Origin of the sequence: Bacillus sp. S71, from assembly GCF_016625265.1 — a bacterium.
GTDB classification, from domain to species: domain Bacteria; phylum Bacillota; class Bacilli; order Bacillales; family Bacillaceae_G; genus Bacillus_A; species Bacillus_A cereus.
Genome location: NZ_JACVUW010000006.1, coordinates 216,619 through 238,852, shown reverse-complemented (window position 1 = coordinate 238,852; position 22,234 = coordinate 216,619). Strand labels below are relative to the sequence as shown.

Here is a 22,234-nt window from a genome sequence, read left to right as displayed (position 1 = left end):
AATAAGCTATAAAATTCTAAAAATCTATATATAAAGGAATAAAGGTGAAAAAATGTATTTTTTACAAAATTTAAAAGTGAAATATAAATTATTAGCGCTTATTTCATTAGCAGTTTTAGGTATGGTAATTATGAGCAGTGTAGCAATTAATTCCATTAATAAGATTAAGCACGATACAGAGGTTGTAGTAGATGATTATCAAAATTCCGCAATTTTATTAGAAGGAATGCTTCGTACACAAAATTCACTAGAATATAACTTACTAGAATTAATTACGGCGTCACAAAATGAAGTGGTAAATAAAGAGGGCATAATTGATAATATTGAAAAGGATCTTAAAAAATATGATTCTTTATTAAAAGAATATGATGATGGCGTTAATTTAAGTAAGCAAGAGGATGAGTTGTTTCAAAAGATGAAGAAATCTTTGCCAAGTTATATGGAGACATACAAGAAGTTGTTTGACAAAGCGAAGGTAACAAATGAATCTCAAATGGTAAACGAATTTCAAAAAGACTTAAAACCAAAGGGAGTAGAGTTAGCTGGTTATGCAGTGGATCTAGAATCGTATGTTTCAAACTTAGCTGATCAAGTGTTTAAAGATTCTCAAAAAATGATTGATCGATCCGTTATTACCTTTATCATTCTTGTAGTAGTTACTACAATCGTTATATGTATAGTAAGTTATATTATTAGCAAGCTTATAGTTGCACCTTTACAAACGGTTAGTCGTATGATGGAAAGAGCGAAAGAAGGCGATTTAACCGTACATGGTGATTATACTGCTAAGGATGAATTAGGTGTATTAGTAAGTAATTTTAACGAGATGATTGCAGGGCTAAGAACAAATATGCAAGAAGTAGAGAATAATATTCAGCTTCTATTCCAATATGCAGACGGAGTAGCATCTGCATCAGAAGTATCTAGTAGTGCAGCAAAAAAAATCACTATGGATATTGAAGAAGTCGCAAATGGCGCAGAGAGTCAAATGCAAGCAATGGAACAAACTGCGGGTGCGATGGAAGAGTTGACACAAGGAATGCAGAGTATAGTCAATACATCATCCTCTGTAAATGAATTATCTGCTCAATCAGCATTAGATGCAGAGAGTGGTAACAAATTAATGAAACAAATGATTCAACAGATGGATACAATCCAAAACTCGGTACATAGCGGTGTGAAACAAGTAGAGACTATGAAAGAACAATCAGAAGAAATTGTTAAAATCATTGATGTAATGCAAGGTATTACCTCTCAGATTAACTTATTAGCATTAAACGCCGCAATTGAGGCTGCACGTGCTGGTGAAAGTGGTAGAGGATTTGCAATTGTGGCAGATGAAGTGCGGAAATTAGCAGAACAATCTAGTGATTCTGCAAAACAAATTGAGAATCTTATTACTCAAGTTATGGGAACAACGAACCATACGGTACATATGATGGGGAAAGTAGATAATGAGGTACAGGCAGGTACACAAGTAGTAATGCACACAGAAAAAGTATTTGGAACAATTACAGAAAAAGTACAACAAGTATCTGAGCAAATTCAAACGGTATCTATGTCTACAGATGAAATTGCAGCGAGTAGTGAGGAAATCTCGGCTTCTGCAGAAGACATGGCTCAAATTTCCCAAAGATCATCTGATCGAACTGATAGGGTAAAAGAGTCTATTCAACAGCAAGAAAAATCTGTTCAAGAGATTTCGGTTTCAATTGAACATATGCATAACGCAGCAGGAAAACTAAAACAAATTGTTGCCCAATTTACTCTTCAAAAGTAGTAGCATATTTGAGTGTTAATAAATATAAAAAAAGCATCCTCTTTTAATAAAAAAGGATGCTTTTTTAATTGCTACTATTCATAGACTTCGGGCATTTTCAAGGCGATGATTTATACATACTAGATTTGTATATTACTTATTTTTTGACAGTTTAAGAGATTTATCGACGAGACTCATTTCTGTATTAGTGTTTTTAGATCCTGCTGTTGCCAAACTATTAGACCGGATTTAGATGCAAGTAATAAGGATTATCCTTATATTTGTAGGGATGGCACTAACTTTTCGCAAGGGAAGAGAAGGCGAGTTATCAGTGAAGGGGAATGCTAACTCTGAAATATAAATCATGAATATAGTAACCTCCATTAGGTATTTCCTTTACGCGCCAATAAAGGGAAGTTGTAAAGTGAAAAGGAGTTTATAAAGAGATTGTAGAATGTTTTAGTACATAACACCTTAGAGGTGACAACTTCCTTTTTGAAAAAGAAAGAAGGAGGCATAAAGCAGAAAGGTAGTGGAAATATTTCTTCTAGAAGATTTGCATTTTATCTTACATTCACCAAAAAAGAGTACTCCTGAAACAATGAAATTCATTTTATTTGAATGAAATAGGGAGAGAGGATAATGAAGAAAAAAATATTGGGTGTAATGATGATTGCGACAATGGCAGGAGGTATATTTGCAGGGACGAATGTGACGCCTGTAAAAGCGGAAGAGTATCCACAAATGATTGTGTTTGAAGATGTTCCATACGGATTTTGGGCATATGATGCTATTATGGATTTAGCATATCATAAAATTATATTAGGTTATGGAAACGGGAAGTATGGTGTTGGTGATCTTATAACACGTGAACAAGTAGCTGGGACTATTTACAGAACACTTGAGATAAAAGAAGAAGGATCAGTAGCGAATCCATATAAAGATGTTTCTGATAGTACAACAACTTTTAAAAAGGAAATTTTGGCGTTAACAAAACGTGGTGTTTTTACAGGGGATGGCCAAGGGAATTTTAGGCCGAAAGCACCAATCTCTAGAGCGGAAATGGCTGTCATTTTAAAACGAGCATTTAATTTTGAAACGAAACAAAAACATACATTTAAAGATATTCCAAAAGGCCACTGGGCAGAAGATGCAATTAGTGCGCTACAATCTAATAATGTTGTAAGAGGAACTGGGAATGGCATGTATGAATTAAATCGCCCTGTACCTAGAGAACAATATGCTCAGTTTATTAATAATGCGATTATTAATTATCATTTGAAAGAGGATTGGAAATAGAGTGAAATATGAAAGCACAAATAGAAATATTTGTGCTTTTTTGTTTGTTTAAAAAAGAATTATTATTCGTTTATTTGTATTTTTAATGTTATACATAAGCTTTATAATCAACCCCATAAAAAAGACATGATGTGTAATATGATTCACAAAACCGTCACGAAATGTGTCGAAAAATATATTGTCACTATACCATTCATTCTGTTTTTTTTTTTAAAACATATACATATTGGGGAGATAATTTGATGAGCAAAAAATTATTAAAAACAGCTACAGCATTAACAATTATGGGTGGGGTGTTATTCTCACCAGAGAGTAACAGTGTAAAAGCGGAAAGTGCACCGTTGCAAAAAACAAATACAATTGTATTTAAAGATGTACCAAAAGGACATTGGGCATATGAGGCAATTCATGAATTAGCGGAACAAGAAATTATTTTGGGATATGGCGATGGAATATTCGGTTTTGGGGATAATGTAACACGTGAGCAAGTTGCAGCTTTAATTTACCGTGTGTTTGATATGGAAGAACAAGATGAATATGAAAACCCATATGGAGATATTGATGAAAATTCAACAAGCTTTATCGAGGAGATATTGGCTTTAACGGAAATGGGAATTTTCCAGGGAGACGAGAATGGAAACTTTAGACCGAAGGCGACGTTAACGCGTGCGGAAATGGCACAAGTTCTTACGAATGCTTTTGACTTACAGGCCAAGGGATCTCATAACTTTAATGATGTTTCAGCAAATTCATGGGCAACGAATGCAATTAGTGCAGTACAAACAAATGGTATTACAATGGGAATCGGAGAAGGTAAATTCGGTCCGTCTATGAAGGTAACGAGAGAACAATACGCACAGTTTTTACATAGAGCAATATTGCATGATATGGAACAAGGGCAGTAATAAAGTTTAACTAGTCAAAGTGAAATTTAAAAATAATACAAAAAGGTCGTTGTTGTATAACAGCGGCCTTTTTTGTATGAAATAAAGCACGAAAGAATGGCGTTTTGAAAAAAAATGAAATGAATTTTCAAAAAAAACTTCCTTTTCTGAAGATTTGTTATATAATATAAAACATGAAATCAAATCTGTTATAAAACAGTTTAAGAAGGGGATGCTAATATGTCGACGCAAACTTCACGGGTTACACTCGTTGGAGAAATGTTACCAGCGTACAACGAAATATTGACACCTGAGGTGCTTAGTTTTTTGAAGGAACTACATGAGAATTTCAATGAGCGCCGCATAGAACTTTTACAAAAACGTGTAGAAAAACAAAAGAGAATTGATGCAGGGGAGTTTCCGAAGTTTCTAGAAGAAACAAAACACATACGTGAAGCGGATTGGACAATTGCCAAGCTGCCAAAAGACTTAGAGGATCGCCGCGTAGAGATTACTGGACCGGTAGATAGAAAGATGGTCATTAACGCTTTAAATTCAGGAGCGCATCTTTTTATGGCGGATTTTGAAGATTCGAATGCACCAACTTGGGAAAATGCAGTTGAAGGTCAAATCAACTTACGAGATGCAGTAAAGGGAACGATTTCACATAAAAATGATAAAGGGAAAGAATATAGATTAAATGAGAAAACAGCTGTACTCATTGTACGTCCAAGAGGATGGCATTTAGAGGAAAAGCATATGCAAGTTGATGGGAAGAATATGTCGGGTAGCTTAGTAGATTTCGGCTTGTACTTTTTCCATAATGCGAAAGCTCTTTTAGCAAAAGGAAGCGGCCCATACTTTTACTTACCAAAAATGGAAAGTTATTTAGAAGCGAGATTATGGAATGATGTATTCGTATTTGCTCAAAAATATATCGGCATTCCAAATGGAACGATTAAAGCAACTGTGTTACTGGAAACGATTCACGCTTCGTTTGAAATGGATGAAATTTTATATGAGCTAAAAGATCATTCTGCTGGCTTAAACTGCGGAAGATGGGATTATATTTTTAGCTTTTTAAAGAGTTTCCGTAATCATAATAAATTCTTACTACCAGATAGAGCACAAGTCACGATGACGGCGCCATTTATGCGTTCGTATTCTTTGAAAGTAATTCAAACATGTCACCGCCGTAATGCACCAGCAATTGGAGGAATGGCGGCACAAATTCCGATTAAAAATAATCCAGAAGCAAATGAAGCAGCTTTTGAAAAAGTGCGTGCTGATAAGGAACGCGAAGCTTTAGACGGTCATGACGGGACTTGGGTTGCCCACCCTGGACTTGTACCGGTTGCAATGGAAGTGTTTAATCACATTATGAAAACACCAAATCAAATTTTTAGAAAACGTGAAGAAATATGTGTAACAGAAAACGATTTACTAGAGGTACCGGTGGGAACGATTACAGAAGAGGGCCTTCGCATGAATATTAGTGTAGGTATTCAATATATTGCATCTTGGTTAAGCGGACGGGGAGCAGCACCCATTTATAACTTAATGGAAGATGCGGCAACTGCTGAAATTTCAAGAGCACAAGTATGGCAATGGATTCGTCATGAAGGTGGAAAACTAAATGATGGTCGTAATATTACGCTTGAATTAATGGAAGAGCTAAAAGAAGAAGAATTAGCAAAAATAGAAAGAGAGATTGGTAAGGAAGCCTTTAAGAAAGGGAGATTCCAAGAGGCGACAACGTTGTTTACAGATCTCGTTCGAAATGATGAATTCGTACCATTTTTAACATTACCGGGTTATGAAATTTTATGAAAAATGAAAAGGGGATGGAACAAATGAAAAACGAAAGAATCGAGAAGTTACAAGAAAGCTGGGAATTAGATGAGCGTTGGAAAGGGATCACACGTCCATATTCGGCAGAAGATGTAATTCGCCTGCGCGGGTCAATTGATATTGAACATACGTTAGCGCGTCGCGGTGCTGAGAAGCTTTGGACATCGCTTCATACAGAAGACTATATTAACGCACTTGGCGCATTAACAGGAAACCAAGCGATGCAACAAGTAAAAGCTGGGTTACAAGCGATTTACTTAAGTGGTTGGCAAGTAGCAGCTGATGCAAACCTTTCTGGACATATGTATCCAGACCAAAGTTTATATCCAGCGAACAGCGTACCTGCTGTAGTAAAACGAATTAATCAAACGCTTCAACGTGCGGATCAAATTCAGCATATGGAAGGAAGTGATGATACAGACTATTTCGTACCGATTGTAGCAGATGCAGAAGCTGGATTTGGCGGACAATTAAACGTATTCGAACTGATGAAAGGTATGATTGAAGCAGGTGCATCAGGTGTGCATTTTGAAGATCAATTATCTTCAGAGAAAAAATGTGGCCATTTAGGCGGAAAAGTACTACTACCAACGCAAACAGCAGTACGCAATTTAATTTCTGCACGTCTTGCAGCAGATGTAATGGGAGTGCCGACAATTATCGTTGCAAGAACAGATGCGGATGCAGCTGATTTAATTACGAGCGATATCGATCCTGTTGATAAAGCATTTATTACAGGAGAAAGAACACCAGAAGGATTTTACCGTACGAATGCAGGTCTTGATCAAGCAATTGCGCGCGGTTTAGCGTATGCACCGTATGCAGACCTCGTTTGGTGTGAAACGTCAGAACCAAATTTAGAAGATGCAAAACGATTTGCGGACGCAATTCATAAGGAGCATCCAGGAAAGCTACTTGCATATAACTGCTCACCTTCATTCAACTGGAAACAAAAACTAGATGAAAAAACAATTGCAAGCTTCCAAAAGGAAATCGCATCTTATGGTTACAAGTTCCAATTCGTAACACTTGCTGGATTCCATTCATTAAATTACGGTATGTTTGAACTAGCACGTGGCTATAAAGAGCGCGGCATGGCAGCATACTCTGAACTACAACAAGCAGAATTCGCAGCTGAAAAACATGGCTACTCTGCAACACGTCATCAACGCGAAGTAGGAACAGGTTACTTTGATGAAGTTGCACAAGTGATTACAGGCGGAACTTCATCAACGACAGCGTTAAAAGGATCTACGGAAGAAGCACAGTTTACGAAATAAAAGGAAGGGGCACCTTTTTGAAGGGTGCCCCTTGTTATTTTCTAAACGATTCGAAAAGAGAGATTGAGTTGTCGGCAAAAAACGATACTTCCTTTTCTTTATTACTAAATCAACTCCACTCAGCCCTATGATCACGAATAAACTTCATATCTTTCTCATAATGCTCTAGATGTCCTTCATCAATCATTCTTTGGAAATTCAAGTCGCCTTCTTGCGCTTTTCGTTTCATATATGTACATAATCCTTCTAATCGAAGCAACACCATTCCTAAGTAATCTTCATCCATATTTTTATCATAGGACTGAACGAACAAATTCATTCTCTCTTTAATGCGATCTGCATGTTGCGATAAGTCATAATGAACGGCTTCACCGGATTCTGTATAATACACTCTACTTAAAGGCACACAAGTATAGAGTGTATAAGCGATATCCCATAGTCTTGGACCAGGAGCAGCAACATCGAAATCAATAATCCCTACTGGCTTCTCATTATTAAAAATAATGTTATATATGGCAAAATCATTGTGACATAAAACCTCAATGTTATTTGGAGTGTGATCCATCGGTTTCCAATCATCTAATAACGGAAAATCACTTACAGCATCATGGTAAAGGCGAAGTATCTTTGCGATTTCTTTTAATACATCATTAGATCGCATATATTCTTTTAAAGGATAATTGCCAGCTTCTCCTTCAATAAAGGATAAAATCTCTCTATCTTTTTCATCTACACCTAAAAACTTTGGAGCATAATGAAATCCTTTGTTTTCTAAATGTTGCAATAGCTTATGAATCTTTTCACCGCCCGGCTTTAACTCTCGCCGAACAGTATTTTCAGAACGATATACGTTTGAGACGTTTCCCCCTGTTAGCCTTTCTTCTTTAGCGTAGTTTGACATGTGAAAATTCCCCCTGTGATTACAAAATCCAATTCCAAATAGTAAATAGACCAACAATGGCAGAAAAGAGAAGGCAAGTAAGGAATGCTAGACAGCCAAAAGGAACTAGCTTATCTTGCCATGTTTCTTTATACTCATAAATTAACTCCTCTGCTACTTTCTTCTGCACTGAAGATAAAGGTTGATCTTTATACAAACCTTTTATATGGTTAGAATCACCTTTAAACTTTAAAGCACGTGCAATATGATGAGGATTATTTCCCATTGATTTTTCAAATAATAAACATGATTCATGCATAATATCTGTTTTATGCTCCTCTAGATACCAGTAACGTCCAGCCATTTCTGGATATTGTAATGTATAATAAATATCTCCGAGTTTTTTTCGAAGATGTAATTCATTTGGATATGTAAAGATGAGGCCATGCAATCTATCTCTTGCTTTTCCAAGATTATTATTTTCAATATCCTCTTCAATTCTTTTTAATGTTTTTCTAGGAATTTTATTGGTCATAAACTCCTCCTTATTTGGAATAAAGATAATTATATTTTATAAGAAATACTAAAAATTAGAAATTCTATTTTCGAAAAAGATTGTACATTTTATTTTAATGTGCTATGATGATGTCAGTTGAATAGTTAAATTAAGCAATCCATATGTTATCAAGTGCTGAAAACGAACGAGAAAAAGTATGTGAGAACTAGTTTATGTTTCGTATTTGATAATGTGTGGATTCTTTTTTTAGACAGGAAGACTAAAAAAATTAAATTTGTATTTTCTTAGGAGGAAATAATCATGGCAGTAACAGGACAAGTAAAATGGTTTAACAACGAAAAAGGCTTCGGTTTCATCGAAGTTCCAGGCGAAAACGACGTATTCGTACACTTCTCTGCAATCGAAACTGAAGGTTTCAAATCTCTAGAAGAAGGCCAAAAAGTTAGCTTCGAAATCGAAGAAGGTAACCGTGGACCTCAAGCTAAAAACGTAATCAAACTATAATTTTATAGTTGATGATGGAAAAAAGGATGGCTAATGCCATCCTTTTTTTTGTTGTGGGGAAAGTTTTTTCAGAGCCTGTTTTTATATCTAAATCTCTTTTTCTATGTTACAACGGGTGAAAAATTATCTGGAATGCGTATTAGTTTCTGTAGAAGAATTAGTTCAGCAAGAGCATTTGCTGTGTATGATAGTAAATAACTATAAATTTGTATTCTCTGTTGAAATGGGGAAATCTTTTCCAGATGGACCTTAAGTAACATCTTTTTTGTTAGTGTTGTTGTTGGAATTTTGTACGTTTTGAGATGATGTTTCTAACAGTTGTTCTTGTTCCTTACTAGGGGTATTCAGAGCATCTGAGGGGATGCTATTAACCTGCTGGCTTAATAGGTTTTCTTTATCCATAGTATACAGCTCCTTTTTGGAATTCGATAAAAAGCAATGTAATTATAAAATGACCACTTATATATATTGTGTTTTTGAATGAAATTATATACAAAACTTATATTATAAAGTTAACTAATTAACGAATTGTTAGTGATGGATAAAGGTGTACAAATTTGAAGTTATTAATAAAAATTAAAAGCGAGTAACAAGTACAAATACTTTTTCTCATGTTTTAGATAAGGATCATATTACAAATCAAAAAAGATGTAGAGAACCTTGGAAGAAAATATAGTTTTTTTAGAGTGAAGAAGAATAAATAAAATGATACTACAAATGTAAAAAGGCATTCCATAAAGGAAGGCCTTTTATTGTTCTTGCCCTGATTTTTTCTTCTCACGTTTTTTACATTCTGGACATTTTGATTTACGAAACGGTTTAGCAAAGAATAGCAGAATGAAAAATAAACCGAATATAATGCTAGCTGAGTTTTTCACGATAATGACGCTGCTATTTTTCATTTGAATCGATGGTTGGATTTCTTTTTCTTCCATAGTGGCCCTCCATATATTGGATTTATATTTTAATTATAGCAAAGTTAGTTGTTGTAATGATGTGAAATGAGGAAGTGATTTCAAATATTTATAGTAGAATAAATGTTTTTTGTGTACATTATTATCTTTTTATTATTATATAGTTAATTTTAAATTTAAAGAATGGTTGATAAATAATAAATCTATGTAAAATAGTGGAATATGCAATCCGTTTTCTTTTCATAGGTGCTAAAATTATATATGCAGCTGCTAATATAAATGGAAAAAAGGAGATAATAGAGCATGGAAAGTAAAGTGGAACGCTATGTCGAAAATTATGTTGTAACGAAAAATACGATGGCCTTACTTCCTGTTATTCTAAGTGAAAAGAAAATTGTTACTCGAGTCGTTGAAATGAATGATTCTTTTTTCGTATTTCAAAAACCTCTAGATATTATAGAAAGAAGTTGCCGCAAGCATGGCTCTAGTTTCTTAGGCAGAAAAGAAGGAACGAAAGAGTTAACTCATATTACACATAAAGCACCGATTGCGATTAGTCCAGCAGATCAACTTTATTTTTTCCCTACCTATTCTTACTCTAGAAAAGAGTGCGCTTGGTTGTCTCATTTTTATATTGAAAGTAATAAAGAATTAAAAGATGGAAATCTTATTATTAGATTTATAAATGGCTTTGCTGTGAAATTAGAGATATCAAAAACTAGTTTTGAAAATCAACAAAATCGTACAGCGAAATTACGTACTGAATATGAAGATCGTAGGAAAAAACAAGGGAATCCTTGTTTTAAAGAGGTTGATAAAAAAGAGGAATCAACATTAAGACCCGCTTATGAGAGTGTGTATTTTGTGAAGGAAGGCGAAGTGTGAAAGGATGGGGGAATCCCCATTCTTTTTTGTTTATCCTGTTATTTGTGGGCAGTAAGACCCCCGCCTCAAAATTCAGCGAAAGCAAAGAAGTTAAGCGGGGGATCAACAAAATCCCCACTGATTAAAGTTTCACCTTATCAGTCTTTGTAGGTAAGGCGATATATTAGAAAAACCGAGTTGTAATTGTTATATTTAGAAAATCACCAGTGTAATTTCATTTAACGATAAAAATCGGAAAACCATCTAAATAACAAAACGAACGACATGTCCTGTCGAATATTGATAGATTATCATAGCTAAATAATGAAGGAATTCTTATGAAAGATATGGAAACTTTAATAAATGCATCTCCATATGTCGTATCTACCATTTCCTCTTTCATATAAGCGATGATACAGTAGGGATAGTATTTAGAGTAAAGGGGTAAAGTGTAGAATGGATTTTCAGACAATCAAAGAGTATTTTTCACCAGAAAATATGGATCATATTGTTGAGAGTTATAAAGCGTTCGGACCACTTCTTGGTATTGGTTTACCGATGATAGAGGCGTTGATTCCAGCATTACCGCTTATCGTATTTGTACTGGCGAATGCTGTTGCATTTGGCTTTTGGCTCGGTTTTCTTTATTCATGGCTTGGATCAGTAATGGGTGCATTACTTGTCTTTTTCATCATCCGCCATTTTGGTCGCAGTCGTTTCTTTTCGTTTGTAAATAAGCATGAGAGAGTACGAAAAGCAATGGGGTGGATTGAAAGGAAAGGATTCGCACCGATTTTTGTTATATTTTGTTTTCCGTTTACACCGTCAGCGCTCATAAATGTTGTCGCTGGTTTATCCCGAATTAGTGTAAAACAGTTTGGTCTAGCGTTAGTATTCGGAAAACTTGTGATGATTTTTATTTTAACGTATATCGGTCATGATTTAATGTCATTTATTCATAACCCGGTGAAATCAGTCATTGTAGCGATTGGTATTTTTATTTTATGGTATGTCGGTAAGAAAATCGAAGTAAAGTTAGAACTACATTAAGAATAGTCTTCTTTGTAAAGGAAAGCTTCAGTATTAAAGGATAAGGGGAGAAGCAGATGAAGAAAACTTTGAAAAAAGAAGGCATAGAGTGGATACGAACAATTTTAATTGGTGTATTATTAGCTGTATTTTTTCGAACGTTTTTCTTTTCAACGTATGTTGTAGAGGGGAAGTCAATGATGCCGACATTGCAAGATGGCAATATGCTCGTTGTAAATAAGGTGAGTTATCAAGTTGGGGACTTGAACAGATTTGATGTTGTGGTGTTTCATGCGAATAAAAAAGAGGACTATGTAAAGCGAATTATCGGTTTACCTGGAGATCATATTGAATATAAGCATGATAAGTTATATATAAATGGACAATTTATTGATGAGCCGTATCTAGAGAAGTATAAGAAAGAGATAAATGGAAGGCAACTAACAGGCGACTTTACATTAGAAGAGTTAACGAAAGAAAAGCTGGTGCCACCCGGGTTTATTTTTGTAGTAGGTGATAACCGGCTCGGGAGCTGGGATAGTAGACACTTTGGCTTTGTAAAAGCTGATACAGTCGTCGGTAAAGTTGATTTGCGATATTGGCCAATTCAAGAGGTACAAACGAATTTTTCAAAAGGTTGATATAATGAAGTAGAAGTATAGAAAAGACAAACAACTCAGTTTGTCTTTTTTCGTGTACTATAATACAATTATAGTAGCAAACTAACGTTCGTTATGTAAGTGAAAGGTGGGGTTACATGTCACTTCGATTTGTGATTGGTAGAGCGGGAAGTGGAAAAAGTACACTTTGTTTACGTGAAGTGCAAGAAGAGTTAAAACAGCGCCCGAGAGGGAAAACAATATTATATCTTGTGCCAGAACAGATGACATTCCAGACGCAGCAGGCGTTAATTGGAAGTGAGGATGTAAGAGGTTCTATTCGGGCACAAGTTTTTAGTTTTTCACGATTAGCGTGGAAGGTGCTGCAAGAAGTTGGCGGAGCGAGTCGTCTTCATATTGATGAAGCTGGTGTACATATGTTACTCCGTAAAATTGTAGAGTCTCGTAAAGATGGATTATCGGTGTTCCAAAAAGCAGCGGAGCAAAATGGTTTCTTTGAACATCTTGGCAGTATGATTGCAGAGTTTAAACGTTACAATGTAACGCCATCTAACGTATATGAAATGTGGCAACAATTAGATGCGCATAGTAGCAGTGCCGAACAAAAGTTACTAGCGAATAAAGTGTATGATTTACAGTTACTATACGATGATTTTGAACGTGCTTTAATTGGAAAATACTTAGATTCAGAAGACTACCTGCAATTGCTAGTGGAAAAGCTTCCGCAGTCTGAATATGTAAATGGTGCGGAAATTTATATAGATGGATTTCATTCATTCTCCCCGCAAGAGTTAGAGATTGTAAGACAGCTTATGATTTGCGGAGCGAGAGTTACGATCACGTTAACGATAGATGAAAAAACGTTAGCACAGCCAGTAAATGAACTCGATTTATTTTATGAAACGACGTTAACGTATGAAAAAATAAAACAAGTAGCGCGTGAAGAGAAAATAGAAATTGAAAAAACAATTCCACTTATGGAACAGCCGCGTTTTCATTCTCCGGCATTAGCGCATTTAGAAGCTCATTATGAAGCGCGTCCGAATGAAAAATTTAACGGTGAAGCGAGTGTAACGATTAGTACAGCTGCGAATTTACGAGCGGAGGTAGAAGGTGTTGCTCGTGAAATTCGTAAACTTGTTGCGGACGAAAAATATCGTTACCGAGATATTGCAGTGCTTCTTCGTAATGGGGAAAGTTATTACGATGTGATGCGAACGTTATTTACAGATTACAATATCCCGCACTTCATCGATGAAAAGCGCCCGATGTCACACCACCCATTGGTAGAATGTATTCGTTCTGCACTCGAGATTATTAGTGGGAATTGGCGTTATGATGCGGTGTTCCGTTGCGTGAAAACAGAGCTTTTATATCCATTAGACGTAAGAAAAGAAGCGATGCGTGAAGAAATGGATGAATTTGAAAATTACTGTTTAGCGTACGGTGTACAAGGAAAGAGATGGACTGCTGAAGATCCATGGATGTATCGCCGTTATCGTTCTCTTGATGATACGAACGGGATGATTACAGACAGTGAACGTGAAATGGAAGAGAAAATAAATAGGCTACGTGACGTTGTAAGAACACCTGTTATTCGCATGCAAAAAAGGTTAAAGCGTGCAGGAACAGTTATGCAAATGTGTGAAGCAGTTTACTTGTTTTTAGAAGAACTGGATGTTCCGAAGAAACTAGAAGAATTACGTATACGTGCAGAAGAAAGTGGAGATTTCTTATTTGCGACAGATCATGAACAAGTATGGGAAGAAGTAATGAACCTTCTTGATACATTTGTAGAGATGCTTGGGGAAGAGAAAATGTCTCTTTCTATGTTTACTGACGTTATGTCGACAGGTCTTGAGGCACTTCAATTTGCTAACATTCCGCCTTCATTAGACCAAGTGTTAATTGCTAATATTGATCACTCCAGATTATCTGATGTGAGAGCAACGTTTATTATAGGTGTAAATGAGGGTGTCATTCCAGCAGCACCTATGGATGAAGGTATGCTTTCTGATGAGGAAAGAGAAGTTCTTGGTGCGGCAGGGATTGAATTAGCGCCAACGACGAGACAAACTTTGTTAGAAGAACAGTTCGTTATGTATCAAATGGTAACGAGAGCATCTGAGAAGTTATACATTTCATGCCCGCTTGCAGATGAAGAAGGAAAGACGTTACTTGCGTCTAGCTTTATTAAGAAAATAAAAAGAATGTTCCCTAATGTGAAAGATTCATTTATTACGAATGACGTAAATGATTTATCACGTTCAGAACAAATTTCATATGTAGCAACGCCAGAAGTAACGTTATCTTACGTTATGCAGCAACTACAAACGTGGAAGCGATACGGATTTGAAGGGAATTTAGACTTTTGGTGGGACGTATATAATTTCTACGTAACTTCAGATGAATGGAAACAAAAAAGTAGCCGCGTCCTATCAAGTTTATTCTACCGAAATCGTGCGAAGAAACTAAGTACAGCAGTAAGTAGAGATTTATACGGAGATATAATTAAAGGAAGCGTCTCTCGTATGGAACTATTTAATCGTTGTGCATACGCTCATTTTGCGCAGCACGGTTTATCGCTTAGAGAGCGTGATATTTTCAAGCTTGATGCGCCAGACATCGGCGAATTATTCCATGCGGCATTAAAGAAAATTGCGGACAAGTTATTGCGTGAAAACCGTACTTGGGCGGATTTATCTATAAAAGAGTGTGAGCATCTTTCTGTTTTAGTAATAGAAGAAATTGCGCCGTTATTACAACGACAAATTTTATTAAGCTCAAACCGTCATTTCTATTTAAAACAAAAACTACAACAAATCATTTTCCGTACGTCAATCATTCTTCGTGAACATGCGAAGTCAAGCGGATTCGTACCAGTTGATTTAGAGGTGCCGTTCGGTATGGGAGGTACAGGGTCACTTCCGCCGATGGAATTCTCATTACCAAATGGTGTAAAGATGGAAGTAGTCGGCCGTATTGACCGTGTTGATAAGGCAGAAGATGAAAACGGGACGTTCTTACGTATTATTGATTATAAATCAAGTTCAAAAGCGTTAGATTTAACGGAAGTGTATTACGGATTAGCACTTCAAATGTTAACGTATTTAGATGTTGTTACTTCGAATGCACAGACGTGGATGAAAAAAGGCCACGCAGCATCACCAGCTGGTGTATTGTATTTCCATATTCATAACCCAATCGTTGAGATGAAAGGTGACGCATCTGAAGCTGAAATTGAAAAAGAAATTTTAAAGAAATTTAAAATGAAAGGACTCGTATTAGGAGATGCTGACGTTGTTCGTTTAATGGATAACAAACTTTCAACAGGAAGCTCAGATATTATTTCTGCTGGCCTGAAAAAAGACGGAAGCTTTAGTGCGCGTTCAAGTATTGCAAGTGAGCAAGAGTTTAACGTACTGCAAAAATATGTACACCATACGTTTGAAAATATCGGAAAAGATATTACAGAAGGTGTTATCGATATTGCTCCTTATAAAATGGGAAATAAAGCAGCATGTACGTTCTGTAACTTCAAATCTGTTTGTCAATTTGATGAGTCACTTGAAGATAATCAGTTCCGATCGCTAAAAGATATGAAAGATAGCGAAGCGATGGAGAAAATAAGAGAGGAGGTTGGCGGAGAATGATAGAAAATTGGCCTAAAAAACCAGAAGGTAGTCAATGGACAGATGACCAGTGGAAAGCTGTTGTAGCGAACGGACGTGATATTTTAGTTGCGGCTGCAGCTGGATCAGGTAAAACAGCAGTATTAGTTGAACGTATTATTAAAAAGATTATTAATGAAGAGAACCCAGTCGATGTCGACCGCCTGCTCGTTGTAACATTTACGAATGCAGCAGCACAAGAGATGAAAAACCGAATCGGAGAAGCGTTAGAAAAGGTATTAATTGATGAACCAGGCTCTCAACACGTAAGAAAGCAGCTGAGCCTATTAAATAAAGCTTCCATTTCAACAATTCACTCATTCTGTTTACAAGTAATTAGAGGATATTACTACATGCTTGATGTTGATCCTCGTTTCCGTATTGCGAATCAAACAGAAAATGAATTGTTAAAAGAAGAAGTGCTAGATGACATATTAGAAGAAGAGTATGGCATCGAAGATAATACGATATTCTTTGAACTCGTTGATCGTTATACGAGTGACCGTAGTGATGATGACTTACAACGTATGATTTTAGCGCTTCATACAGAATCAAGAGCGCATCCAAATCCGGAAAAATGGCTTGATAAATTAGTAGAAGCATATGACGTAGAAGGAAAGACAATTGAGGATTTAGTATATGCTTCTTATTTATTAGAAGATGTGAAATTCCAGCTTGAAACAGCGGAACAGCATATTCGTAAGGCAACTGAACTCGCAATGCTTCCTGACGGTCCAGCGCCTCGCATTGAAACCCTGCAAGCAGATGTAGCTTTACTTGGAACGCTATCATCAGCTGCTCGTGAGTCGTGGACAAGTTTGTATGAAGCAATGCAAAACGTATCGTGGCAAACGTTAAAGCGTATTAAGAAAAGTGATTACAATGAAGAGGTTGTAAAACAAGTAGACTCTCTTCGTAATAAAGCGAAAGATGAAGTGAAGAAATTACAGGAAGAGTTATTTAGCCGCAAACCTGAAAGTTTCTTACGAGATTTTCAAGATATGCACCCAGTATTAGAAAAGCTTGTTCAACTTGTAAAAGTATTTACAGAACGTTTCCAAGCGATGAAGCGAGACAAAGGAATGGTCGATTTCACAGATTTAGAGCATTTCTGTTTACAAATTTTAAGTGAACAAAGTGAAAATGGTGAAATGAATCCTTCAGCAGTAGCGCTTCAATATCGTAATAAATTTGCTGAAGTGTTAGTCGATGAATATCAAGATACGAACTTTGTACAGGAATCCATTATTAAATTCGTAACGAAAGATTCTGAGAGTGAAGGAAACTTGTTCATGGTTGGAGACGTAAAGCAGTCAATTTATCGTTTCCGACTAGCCGAACCAGGCTTATTCCTAGGAAAGTATAAACGCTTTACGCAAGAAGGATCGGGCGGCGGAATGAAGATTGACTTAGCGAAAAATTTCCGTAGTCGTCATGAAGTGCTAGCAGGAACGAACTTCATCTTCAAACAAATTATGGGCGAAGAAGTTGGGGAAATCGATTACGATGCTGACGCTGAATTAAAGCTAGGTGCTAGCTATCCAGAAGGTGAAGATGTAGCGGCAGAGCTATTATGTATTCAGCAAACGGAAGAAGAAGTAATAGACGGTGAAGAAGGTGCAGAAGTCGAAAAAGCACAGCTAGAAGCTCGTCTTATGGCGCAGCGTATTAAAGCGATGGTTGATTCCGGTTATGAAGTGTATGATCGTAAAACGGATAGTATGCGCCCTGTACAATACCGTGATTTCGTTATTTTACTCCGCTCGATGCCGTGGGCGCCGCAAATTATGGAAGAGTTAAAATTGCAAGGAATTCCAGTATATGCTGACCTTGCGACTGGTTATTTTGAAGCGACAGAAGTAAATATTATGATGAACGTATTCCGCGTTATTGATAATCCGATGCAAGATATCCCGCTTGCAGCTGTACTTCGTTCACCGATTGTGGGACTAAATGATGAAGACCTTGCGACGCTTCGTGCTCATGGGAAGAAAGGGTCATTTTATGAAGTAATGAGCTCGTTCTTAAAAGGAGCACCGCTTGAAGAAGAGCAAGAACTTCATGATAAATTAGAGTGGTTTTATAATTTACTTCAAGGATGGCGTGAATTTGCCCGTCAACAATCCCTTTCTGATTTAATTTGGAAAGTGTACGGTGAGACAGGTTATTACGACTTCGTTGGCGGTTTACCAGCAGGAAAGCAAAGACAAGCAAACTTACGCGTACTATATGACCGCGCAAGACAATATGAAGCAACATCATTTAGAGGATTATTCCGCTTCTTGCGTTTTATTGAACGTATTTTAGAACGCGGTGATGATATGGGTACGGCAAGAGCTCTCGGTGAACAAGAAGACGTCGTTCGAATTATGACGATTCATAAAAGTAAAGGGCTAGAGTTCCCGGTCGTATTTGTAGCTGGACTCGGTCGTCGTTTTAATACACAAGACTTAATGAAGCGTTTCTTACTGCATAAAGATTTCGGTTTCGGTTCACAATTTATCGATCCGCGTAAACGAATTAAATATACGACATTATCGCAACTTGCAATTAAACGCAAAATGAAAATGGAATTAATCGCGGAAGAAATGCGTGTATTATATGTAGCGTTAACGCGTGCGAAAGAGAAGTTAATTTTAATCGGAACAGTTAAAGATGCAAATAAGGAAATGGAAAAATGGCTTGATGCGAGGGAACATAATGAATGGTTATTACCAGATCACATACGTGCCGGAGCGTCTTGTTATTTAGACTGGATTGCACCTTCATTATATAGACATCGTGATAGTGAAATGCTTCTTGAATTAGGACAAGGAAGCATTCCGGATGAAATTTACGGGTATGACACTAGCTGGAAAGTAGAAGTTGTGGACGGTAACACGCTACTTGCACCAGAGCCAGTTCAAGAAGAGAAACAAGAATTGTTAGAAGCGCTTCGTGAGAAAAAGGCTGTTCCCCTGCAAAGTGAACGGAAAGAAGAAGTGTACGACAGATTAATGTGGAAGTACGGATATGAGGATGCGACATCTCATCGTGCGAAGCAATCTGTTACAGAAATAAAGAGAAATTATCAATCTGAAGAAGGTAGCGATAACGCCTTTATTAAAAAACTACGTGCACCAATTAAAACACGTCCGCGCTTTATGGAGAAAAAAGGGTTAACGTACGCAGAGCGTGGAACAGCAGTCCATGCCGTTATGCAGCATGTAGATTTGAAGAAACCGATTACGGCCGAAACGCTACAAGAACAAATCGCAGGAATGGTAAATAAGGAATTATTAACATTCGAGCAGGCGGAAGAAATAGCAATTGAAAAAGTAATTTCATTCTTTGACAGTGACTTAGGTAAAAGGGTATTAGCGGCAAAAAGTGTAGAGCGTGAAGTACCATTTACGATGATGCTTGCAGCAGAAGAAGCATATCAAGATTGGCAAGGGAAGAGTGAAGAAACGATTCTTGTCCAAGGGGTTATCGACTGCATGATTGAAGAGGAAGATGGCATTACGTTAATCGACTTCAAAACAGATACGATTGAAGGGAAATTCCCAGGCGGATTCCAACAAGCAAAACCAATTTTAGAAGATCGATATAAAGTGCAACTTTCGTTATATGCAAAAGCACTCGAGAAAAGCTTACAACATCCTGTCAAAGAGAAATGTTTATACTTCTTTGATGGGAATCACGTTGTAAATATTGAAGGATAGACGACAGAAAGGGGCTATAAAAAATGACAACGTTAAAAACTTGTGAACAGGGACACGAGTACTATAAAAGTAGCGATTGTCCAACTTGCCCAACCTGTGAGAAAGAGAGGAAACCAAAAGAAGGTTTTCTCTCTCTTCTTTCAGCGCCAGCAAGAAGGGCATTAGAACACCATGGAATTCAAACTGTAGAAGAACTCTCAAAATATAGTGAAAAAGAAATTTTAAAACTGCATGGTATGGGACCTGCGTCTTTGCCGAAGCTTAGACAAGCTTTGGAGGAGAGCGGATTATCATTTAAATAAAATGAAATAGTGCCTCTTCACTACTTACTTGTTTATACTACTATTTGTGAACAGTAAAGCTCTTGCTGATTAAAATTTCATTCTAATAATTTGAATTAGATAAAAGAAAAAAGTAGGAGAATATCTCCTACTTTTTTTACGCTGTTCCAATCTGATCTTGATCCGCCACATCAGAATCAAATGTATTTGTTGCACTAACACCGCTAAAAGTATTCACAACAAACCCAACATTGGAAGCTCCAGATCCGTTATAGGCTTTCGTGTTTTCTTTCGGAGACACGTTATAAAAATCTCCTAAGTTGAAAGAGCCGTTACTGTTTTGAACGACGAGATTTCCTACAACCGAAGGCATACCATCCACCTACTTTACTAAGCTTTTTAATTACTATATGAATTATTGTGCGGAAGGTTCATCTGTAATATATTGGCGGATTTGCATAATACGAGAGTTATTAAAAACATAATCAACATTTCCAATTTGAAAGCAACCAGAATTTAAAAGTGTCCGTAATTCAACGTTATTAACTTCAATAAAAGGGCATTCATTTACAATATTTAATTTTACATCTGTCGTTCGTTTTGGAATTGTAATGTGTTCATCTGTAAAGATTTCAAAAGCATCAAAACGACCTTCTCCCCTTATATAACAAGGAATTTCACGGTGGACGGCAAGAGCTCTACTTTTTAATTCCATTTGGTTTGCATCTCCAACTTGCAATACGGCAGTAATCCCTAAAGAAATAATAGAAACATTTTGGACAATGGACACATGATGCAACATAATTTCTCAGTCTCCTTAACCTGGAGTAGGAGGGACATCTGTTACTAATGGTACAAATGGACCCTCTGTAACTGTTTCAAATGGTGTATCGAGAATAGAAGATAGAATGAGGAGATTTGCATCTCCAATTAAAAAGAGTGCGGACGATGATACACCGTTCATTTTAATCTGTCCGACTTTTAACTCACGGTTTACAACGTTAAGGTTCATACATACTTACTCCTTTCGGAAATTTCCCGGTATGTGCTGAATAAAGGAGAGAAAGGCTTTGTCAATATCTTGTTTCATTGCCTGAATAATGATATCTCGTAAATAATCTGGATCTGTTGAAATACCTTCATATGATTGAACTTGTGATAAATAATAAGGGAGTCGATGCTCCATCTGTTTTTTTATGTCATCCACCATCATTTGTCGATACATTTCATCAAGCGGTGTTCTCTCTTCTTGTTCAAAATGTAGAATACGATTATATGCTTCTTCATCTAAGTATCGATGCATTTCTTGAAGGATACCTTGATAAAAGTCTGGGTTTGTTTCGGTTTCAGGATTTACCTTCAATGTTTCTGTATCCACTTGAAAATCTTCAATTTGTTGTCCTTTTGCTGAAAATGGATTTAAACCAATATTTAAAGTACCATTTAAGTTTTCGACTTTTAATTGATCGAATTTGTATTCCACTTTTCCTACAGAAGAGGAGGGGCGATTTTTTAATTCGTTAAGCTCTTCTTGGAGTTGTCGCACTTGATCTTCTAAATTCAGGATGGCTGCTTGTTGTGTTTGAAGAGCTTGTTGAAGTTGGTGTAAGTAAGTATATATATCTTGATTCATTTGTGAAACCTCCTTTTCAATAGGGAGGGTAAAAATATTCCTGCTATATATTTATGACAAGGATGTCTTAAGAAGAACTAGTTGATGGTTTGATAGAAATAATTTGTCCTTTTGCCTGTAATGGGCGAAGTGGCTCCGTAAATCCGCCTGTATTTGAAAATTTAGATAGGGCTTTAATACTTCCGGCAGTACCAATTTGGAATACAGAAGAGGTTGTGATGCTATCAATTTTAATACTGTTGATGATGATACTTTGATTTACATAAAAATTCAATTCAATTGCCTCCTTTAAGTTGAGCCAATTATCGCTTGATCGATTACATCTGAATCGTTGACAGTCGTTGCACTTTGATAATTGTAGACAGAAACATTATCTCCAACGTTGAAAGAACCGGCCCCGGCGAAAGCACGTGAGTAACTAATAGGCCTAATCGCAAATACATCTCCAATATGAAAAATACCACTTGATCCAATATTGACGATACGAATATGTCCGACCATAGCTGGCATACAAAACACCCTTCGTTTTTAAAATTTTCTTTTC

The 22,234-nt window shown here is 36.5% G+C and carries 22 protein-coding genes and 2 pseudogenes; 14 read left to right on the top strand and 10 right to left on the bottom strand.

Translation table 11 applies throughout. The features are described 5' to 3' along the window. Positions 1–52 precede the first annotated feature (52 nt). The 7 genes and pseudogenes from IBT51_RS27425 to aceA form a co-directional block, all read left to right on the top strand. A pseudogene (locus IBT51_RS27425) lies at positions 53–832 on the top strand (MCP four helix bundle domain-containing protein); the annotation flags it as partial. Beyond that, a complete protein-coding gene (locus IBT51_RS27420; protein WP_404978304.1) occupies positions 827–1,780 on the top strand; it encodes a methyl-accepting chemotaxis protein in 954 nt (317 codons plus the stop codon). The pseudogene IBT51_RS27425 and the gene IBT51_RS27420, both read left to right, overlap by 6 nt. Before the next feature lie 68 nt (positions 1,781–1,848). Next, positions 1,849–2,120: pseudogene (locus tag IBT51_RS27060) on the top strand (EamA family transporter); the annotation flags it as partial. A 281-nt stretch (positions 2,121–2,401) separates the two neighbouring features. Then, entirely contained in the window at positions 2,402–3,058 is a 657-nt protein-coding gene (locus IBT51_RS16345) for an S-layer homology domain-containing protein (protein ID WP_000727104.1), read from the top strand. Between the two features lie 242 nt (positions 3,059–3,300). Next, positions 3,301–3,963 carry an S-layer homology domain-containing protein gene (locus tag IBT51_RS16340; RefSeq protein ID WP_200458423.1) on the top strand — a complete coding sequence of 221 codons (663 nt, stop codon included), beginning with the start codon at positions 3,301–3,303 and terminating at the stop codon, positions 3,961–3,963. Positions 3,964–4,182: 219 nt separating this feature from the next. Beyond that, a complete protein-coding gene (gene aceB / locus IBT51_RS16335; RefSeq protein WP_078401646.1) occupies positions 4,183–5,772 on the top strand; it encodes a malate synthase A in 1,590 nt (529 codons plus the stop codon). A 23-nt stretch (positions 5,773–5,795) separates the two neighbouring features. Next, positions 5,796–7,073 carry an isocitrate lyase gene (gene aceA, locus IBT51_RS16330; protein ID WP_082188049.1) on the top strand — a complete coding sequence of 426 codons (1,278 nt, stop codon included), beginning with the start codon at positions 5,796–5,798 and terminating at the stop codon, positions 7,071–7,073. Between the two features lie 109 nt (positions 7,074–7,182). On the opposite strand, the gene IBT51_RS16325 is transcribed toward aceA, so the two are convergent. Both IBT51_RS16325 and IBT51_RS16320 read right to left on the bottom strand, forming a co-directional pair. After that, positions 7,183–7,974 (bottom strand): phosphotransferase, encoded by a 792-nt coding sequence (locus IBT51_RS16325; protein ID WP_200458422.1) that lies wholly within the window; start codon positions 7,972–7,974, stop codon positions 7,183–7,185. Between the two features lie 19 nt (positions 7,975–7,993). After that, positions 7,994–8,488 carry a DUF6584 family protein gene (locus tag IBT51_RS16320; RefSeq protein ID WP_088022723.1) on the bottom strand — a complete coding sequence of 165 codons (495 nt, stop codon included), beginning with the start codon at positions 8,486–8,488 and terminating at the stop codon, positions 7,994–7,996. Positions 8,489–8,770: 282 nt separating this feature from the next. Here IBT51_RS16320 and cspA point away from each other — a divergent pair, with 282 nt between their 5' ends. Continuing rightward, complete coding sequence (gene cspA / locus IBT51_RS16315) at positions 8,771–8,974, top strand: RNA chaperone/antiterminator CspA (RefSeq protein WP_000301522.1); 204 nt, start codon at positions 8,771–8,773, stop codon at positions 8,972–8,974. A 249-nt stretch (positions 8,975–9,223) separates the two neighbouring features. Here the strand turns inward: cspA and IBT51_RS16310 are convergent, their stop codons facing one another. Together IBT51_RS16310 and IBT51_RS16305 are read right to left on the bottom strand one after the other, a co-directional pair. Beyond that, positions 9,224–9,376 carry a hypothetical protein gene (locus IBT51_RS16310; RefSeq protein WP_071740672.1) on the bottom strand — a complete coding sequence of 51 codons (153 nt, stop codon included), beginning with the start codon at positions 9,374–9,376 and terminating at the stop codon, positions 9,224–9,226. 347 nt (positions 9,377–9,723) lie between these two features. After that, positions 9,724–9,909, bottom strand: a complete 186-nt coding sequence (locus IBT51_RS16305) for a hypothetical protein (RefSeq protein WP_000391373.1) — start codon at positions 9,907–9,909, stop codon at positions 9,724–9,726. A gap of 282 nt (positions 9,910–10,191) precedes the next feature. Here IBT51_RS16305 and IBT51_RS16300 point away from each other — a divergent pair, with 282 nt between their 5' ends. The 6 genes from IBT51_RS16300 (at position 10,192) to IBT51_RS16275 (ending at position 20,078) form a co-directional block, all read left to right on the top strand. After that, positions 10,192–10,773, top strand: coding sequence for a competence protein ComK (locus IBT51_RS16300; protein WP_000444443.1), 582 nt, complete (start codon positions 10,192–10,194; stop codon positions 10,771–10,773). Positions 10,774–11,208: 435 nt separating this feature from the next. Further along, positions 11,209–11,802 carry a TVP38/TMEM64 family protein gene (locus IBT51_RS16295; RefSeq protein WP_088022721.1) on the top strand — a complete coding sequence of 198 codons (594 nt, stop codon included), beginning with the start codon at positions 11,209–11,211 and terminating at the stop codon, positions 11,800–11,802. A gap of 56 nt (positions 11,803–11,858) precedes the next feature. After that, positions 11,859–12,422: a signal peptidase I gene (lepB, locus tag IBT51_RS16290; RefSeq protein ID WP_000751897.1), complete on the top strand. Its 564-nt coding sequence runs from the start codon at positions 11,859–11,861 to the stop codon at positions 12,420–12,422. A gap of 116 nt (positions 12,423–12,538) precedes the next feature. Continuing rightward, a complete protein-coding gene (addB, locus tag IBT51_RS16285) occupies positions 12,539–16,054 on the top strand; it encodes a helicase-exonuclease AddAB subunit AddB (protein ID WP_053565038.1) in 3,516 nt (1,171 codons plus the stop codon). Beyond that, positions 16,051–19,776 (top strand): helicase-exonuclease AddAB subunit AddA, encoded by a 3,726-nt coding sequence (gene addA, locus IBT51_RS16280; RefSeq protein ID WP_053565037.1) that lies wholly within the window; start codon positions 16,051–16,053, stop codon positions 19,774–19,776. Before addB ends, addA begins: the two co-directional genes overlap by 4 nt. Positions 19,777–19,799: 23 nt before the next feature. Beyond that, positions 19,800–20,078, top strand: a complete 279-nt coding sequence (locus IBT51_RS16275) for an RNA polymerase alpha subunit C-terminal domain-containing protein (RefSeq protein WP_053565036.1) — start codon at positions 19,800–19,802, stop codon at positions 20,076–20,078. Between the two features lie 136 nt (positions 20,079–20,214). Here IBT51_RS16275 and gerPF read toward each other — a convergent pair whose 3' ends face one another. The 6 genes from gerPF to gerPA all read right to left on the bottom strand — a co-directional run bounded on the left by gerPF (position 20,215) and on the right by gerPA (position 22,200). Beyond that, positions 20,215–20,430 carry a spore germination protein GerPF gene (gene gerPF, locus IBT51_RS16270; RefSeq protein WP_001141570.1) on the bottom strand — a complete coding sequence of 72 codons (216 nt, stop codon included), beginning with the start codon at positions 20,428–20,430 and terminating at the stop codon, positions 20,215–20,217. Positions 20,431–20,472: 42 nt separating this feature from the next. Then, positions 20,473–20,859, bottom strand: a complete 387-nt coding sequence (locus tag IBT51_RS16265; RefSeq protein WP_000902329.1) for a spore germination protein GerPE — start codon at positions 20,857–20,859, stop codon at positions 20,473–20,475. Positions 20,860–20,874: 15 nt separating this feature from the next. Then, entirely contained in the window at positions 20,875–21,069 is a 195-nt protein-coding gene (gene gerPD / locus IBT51_RS16260) for a spore germination protein GerPD (RefSeq protein ID WP_001052807.1), read from the bottom strand. A 6-nt stretch (positions 21,070–21,075) separates the two neighbouring features. Further along, the gene (gerPC, locus tag IBT51_RS16255; protein ID WP_001070761.1) at positions 21,076–21,690 is read right to left on the bottom strand and encodes a spore germination protein GerPC; all 615 of its coding nucleotides are present in this window, start codon (positions 21,688–21,690) and stop codon (positions 21,076–21,078) included. A gap of 67 nt (positions 21,691–21,757) precedes the next feature. Further along, on the bottom strand, positions 21,758–21,964 hold the full coding sequence (gerPB, locus tag IBT51_RS16250) for a spore germination protein GerPB (RefSeq protein ID WP_001012508.1): 207 nt from the start codon (positions 21,962–21,964) through the stop codon (positions 21,758–21,760). A 14-nt stretch (positions 21,965–21,978) separates the two neighbouring features. Then, entirely contained in the window at positions 21,979–22,200 is a 222-nt protein-coding gene (gerPA, locus tag IBT51_RS16245; RefSeq protein WP_001111187.1) for a spore germination protein GerPA, read from the bottom strand. Positions 22,201–22,234 lie beyond the last annotated feature (34 nt).

Coding starts and splice junctions, on each gene's coding strand:
- IBT51_RS16340 (WP_200458423.1), top strand. CDS start 3,301: ATGAGCAAAAAATTATTAAAAACAGCTACAGCATTAACAATTATGGGT.
- IBT51_RS16305 (WP_000391373.1), bottom strand. CDS start 9,909: ATGGAAGAAAAAGAAATCCAACCATCGATTCAAATGAAAAATAGCAGC.
- IBT51_RS16320 (WP_088022723.1), bottom strand. CDS start 8,488: ATGACCAATAAAATTCCTAGAAAAACATTAAAAAGAATTGAAGAGGAT.
- IBT51_RS16325 (WP_200458422.1), bottom strand. CDS start 7,974: ATGTCAAACTACGCTAAAGAAGAAAGGCTAACAGGGGGAAACGTCTCA.
- IBT51_RS16275 (WP_053565036.1), top strand. CDS start 19,800: ATGACAACGTTAAAAACTTGTGAACAGGGACACGAGTACTATAAAAGT.
- IBT51_RS16265 (WP_000902329.1), bottom strand. CDS start 20,859: ATGTTGCATCATGTGTCCATTGTCCAAAATGTTTCTATTATTTCTTTA.
- IBT51_RS16345 (WP_000727104.1), top strand. CDS start 2,402: ATGAAGAAAAAAATATTGGGTGTAATGATGATTGCGACAATGGCAGGA.
- addA (WP_053565037.1), top strand. CDS start 16,051: ATGATAGAAAATTGGCCTAAAAAACCAGAAGGTAGTCAATGGACAGAT.
- gerPC (WP_001070761.1), bottom strand. CDS start 21,690: ATGAATCAAGATATATATACTTACTTACACCAACTTCAACAAGCTCTT.
- addB (WP_053565038.1), top strand. CDS start 12,539: ATGTCACTTCGATTTGTGATTGGTAGAGCGGGAAGTGGAAAAAGTACA.
- aceB (WP_078401646.1), top strand. CDS start 4,183: ATGTCGACGCAAACTTCACGGGTTACACTCGTTGGAGAAATGTTACCA.
- IBT51_RS16310 (WP_071740672.1), bottom strand. CDS start 9,376: ATGGATAAAGAAAACCTATTAAGCCAGCAGGTTAATAGCATCCCCTCA.
- gerPA (WP_001111187.1), bottom strand. CDS start 22,200: ATGCCAGCTATGGTCGGACATATTCGTATCGTCAATATTGGATCAAGT.
- IBT51_RS27420 (WP_404978304.1), top strand. CDS start 827: ATGATTGCAGGGCTAAGAACAAATATGCAAGAAGTAGAGAATAATATT.
- gerPF (WP_001141570.1), bottom strand. CDS start 20,430: ATGCCTTCGGTTGTAGGAAATCTCGTCGTTCAAAACAGTAACGGCTCT.
- IBT51_RS16300 (WP_000444443.1), top strand. CDS start 10,192: ATGGAAAGTAAAGTGGAACGCTATGTCGAAAATTATGTTGTAACGAAA.
- aceA (WP_082188049.1), top strand. CDS start 5,796: ATGAAAAACGAAAGAATCGAGAAGTTACAAGAAAGCTGGGAATTAGAT.
- cspA (WP_000301522.1), top strand. CDS start 8,771: ATGGCAGTAACAGGACAAGTAAAATGGTTTAACAACGAAAAAGGCTTC.
- IBT51_RS16295 (WP_088022721.1), top strand. CDS start 11,209: ATGGATTTTCAGACAATCAAAGAGTATTTTTCACCAGAAAATATGGAT.
- gerPD (WP_001052807.1), bottom strand. CDS start 21,069: ATGAACCTTAACGTTGTAAACCGTGAGTTAAAAGTCGGACAGATTAAA.
- lepB (WP_000751897.1), top strand. CDS start 11,859: ATGAAGAAAACTTTGAAAAAAGAAGGCATAGAGTGGATACGAACAATT.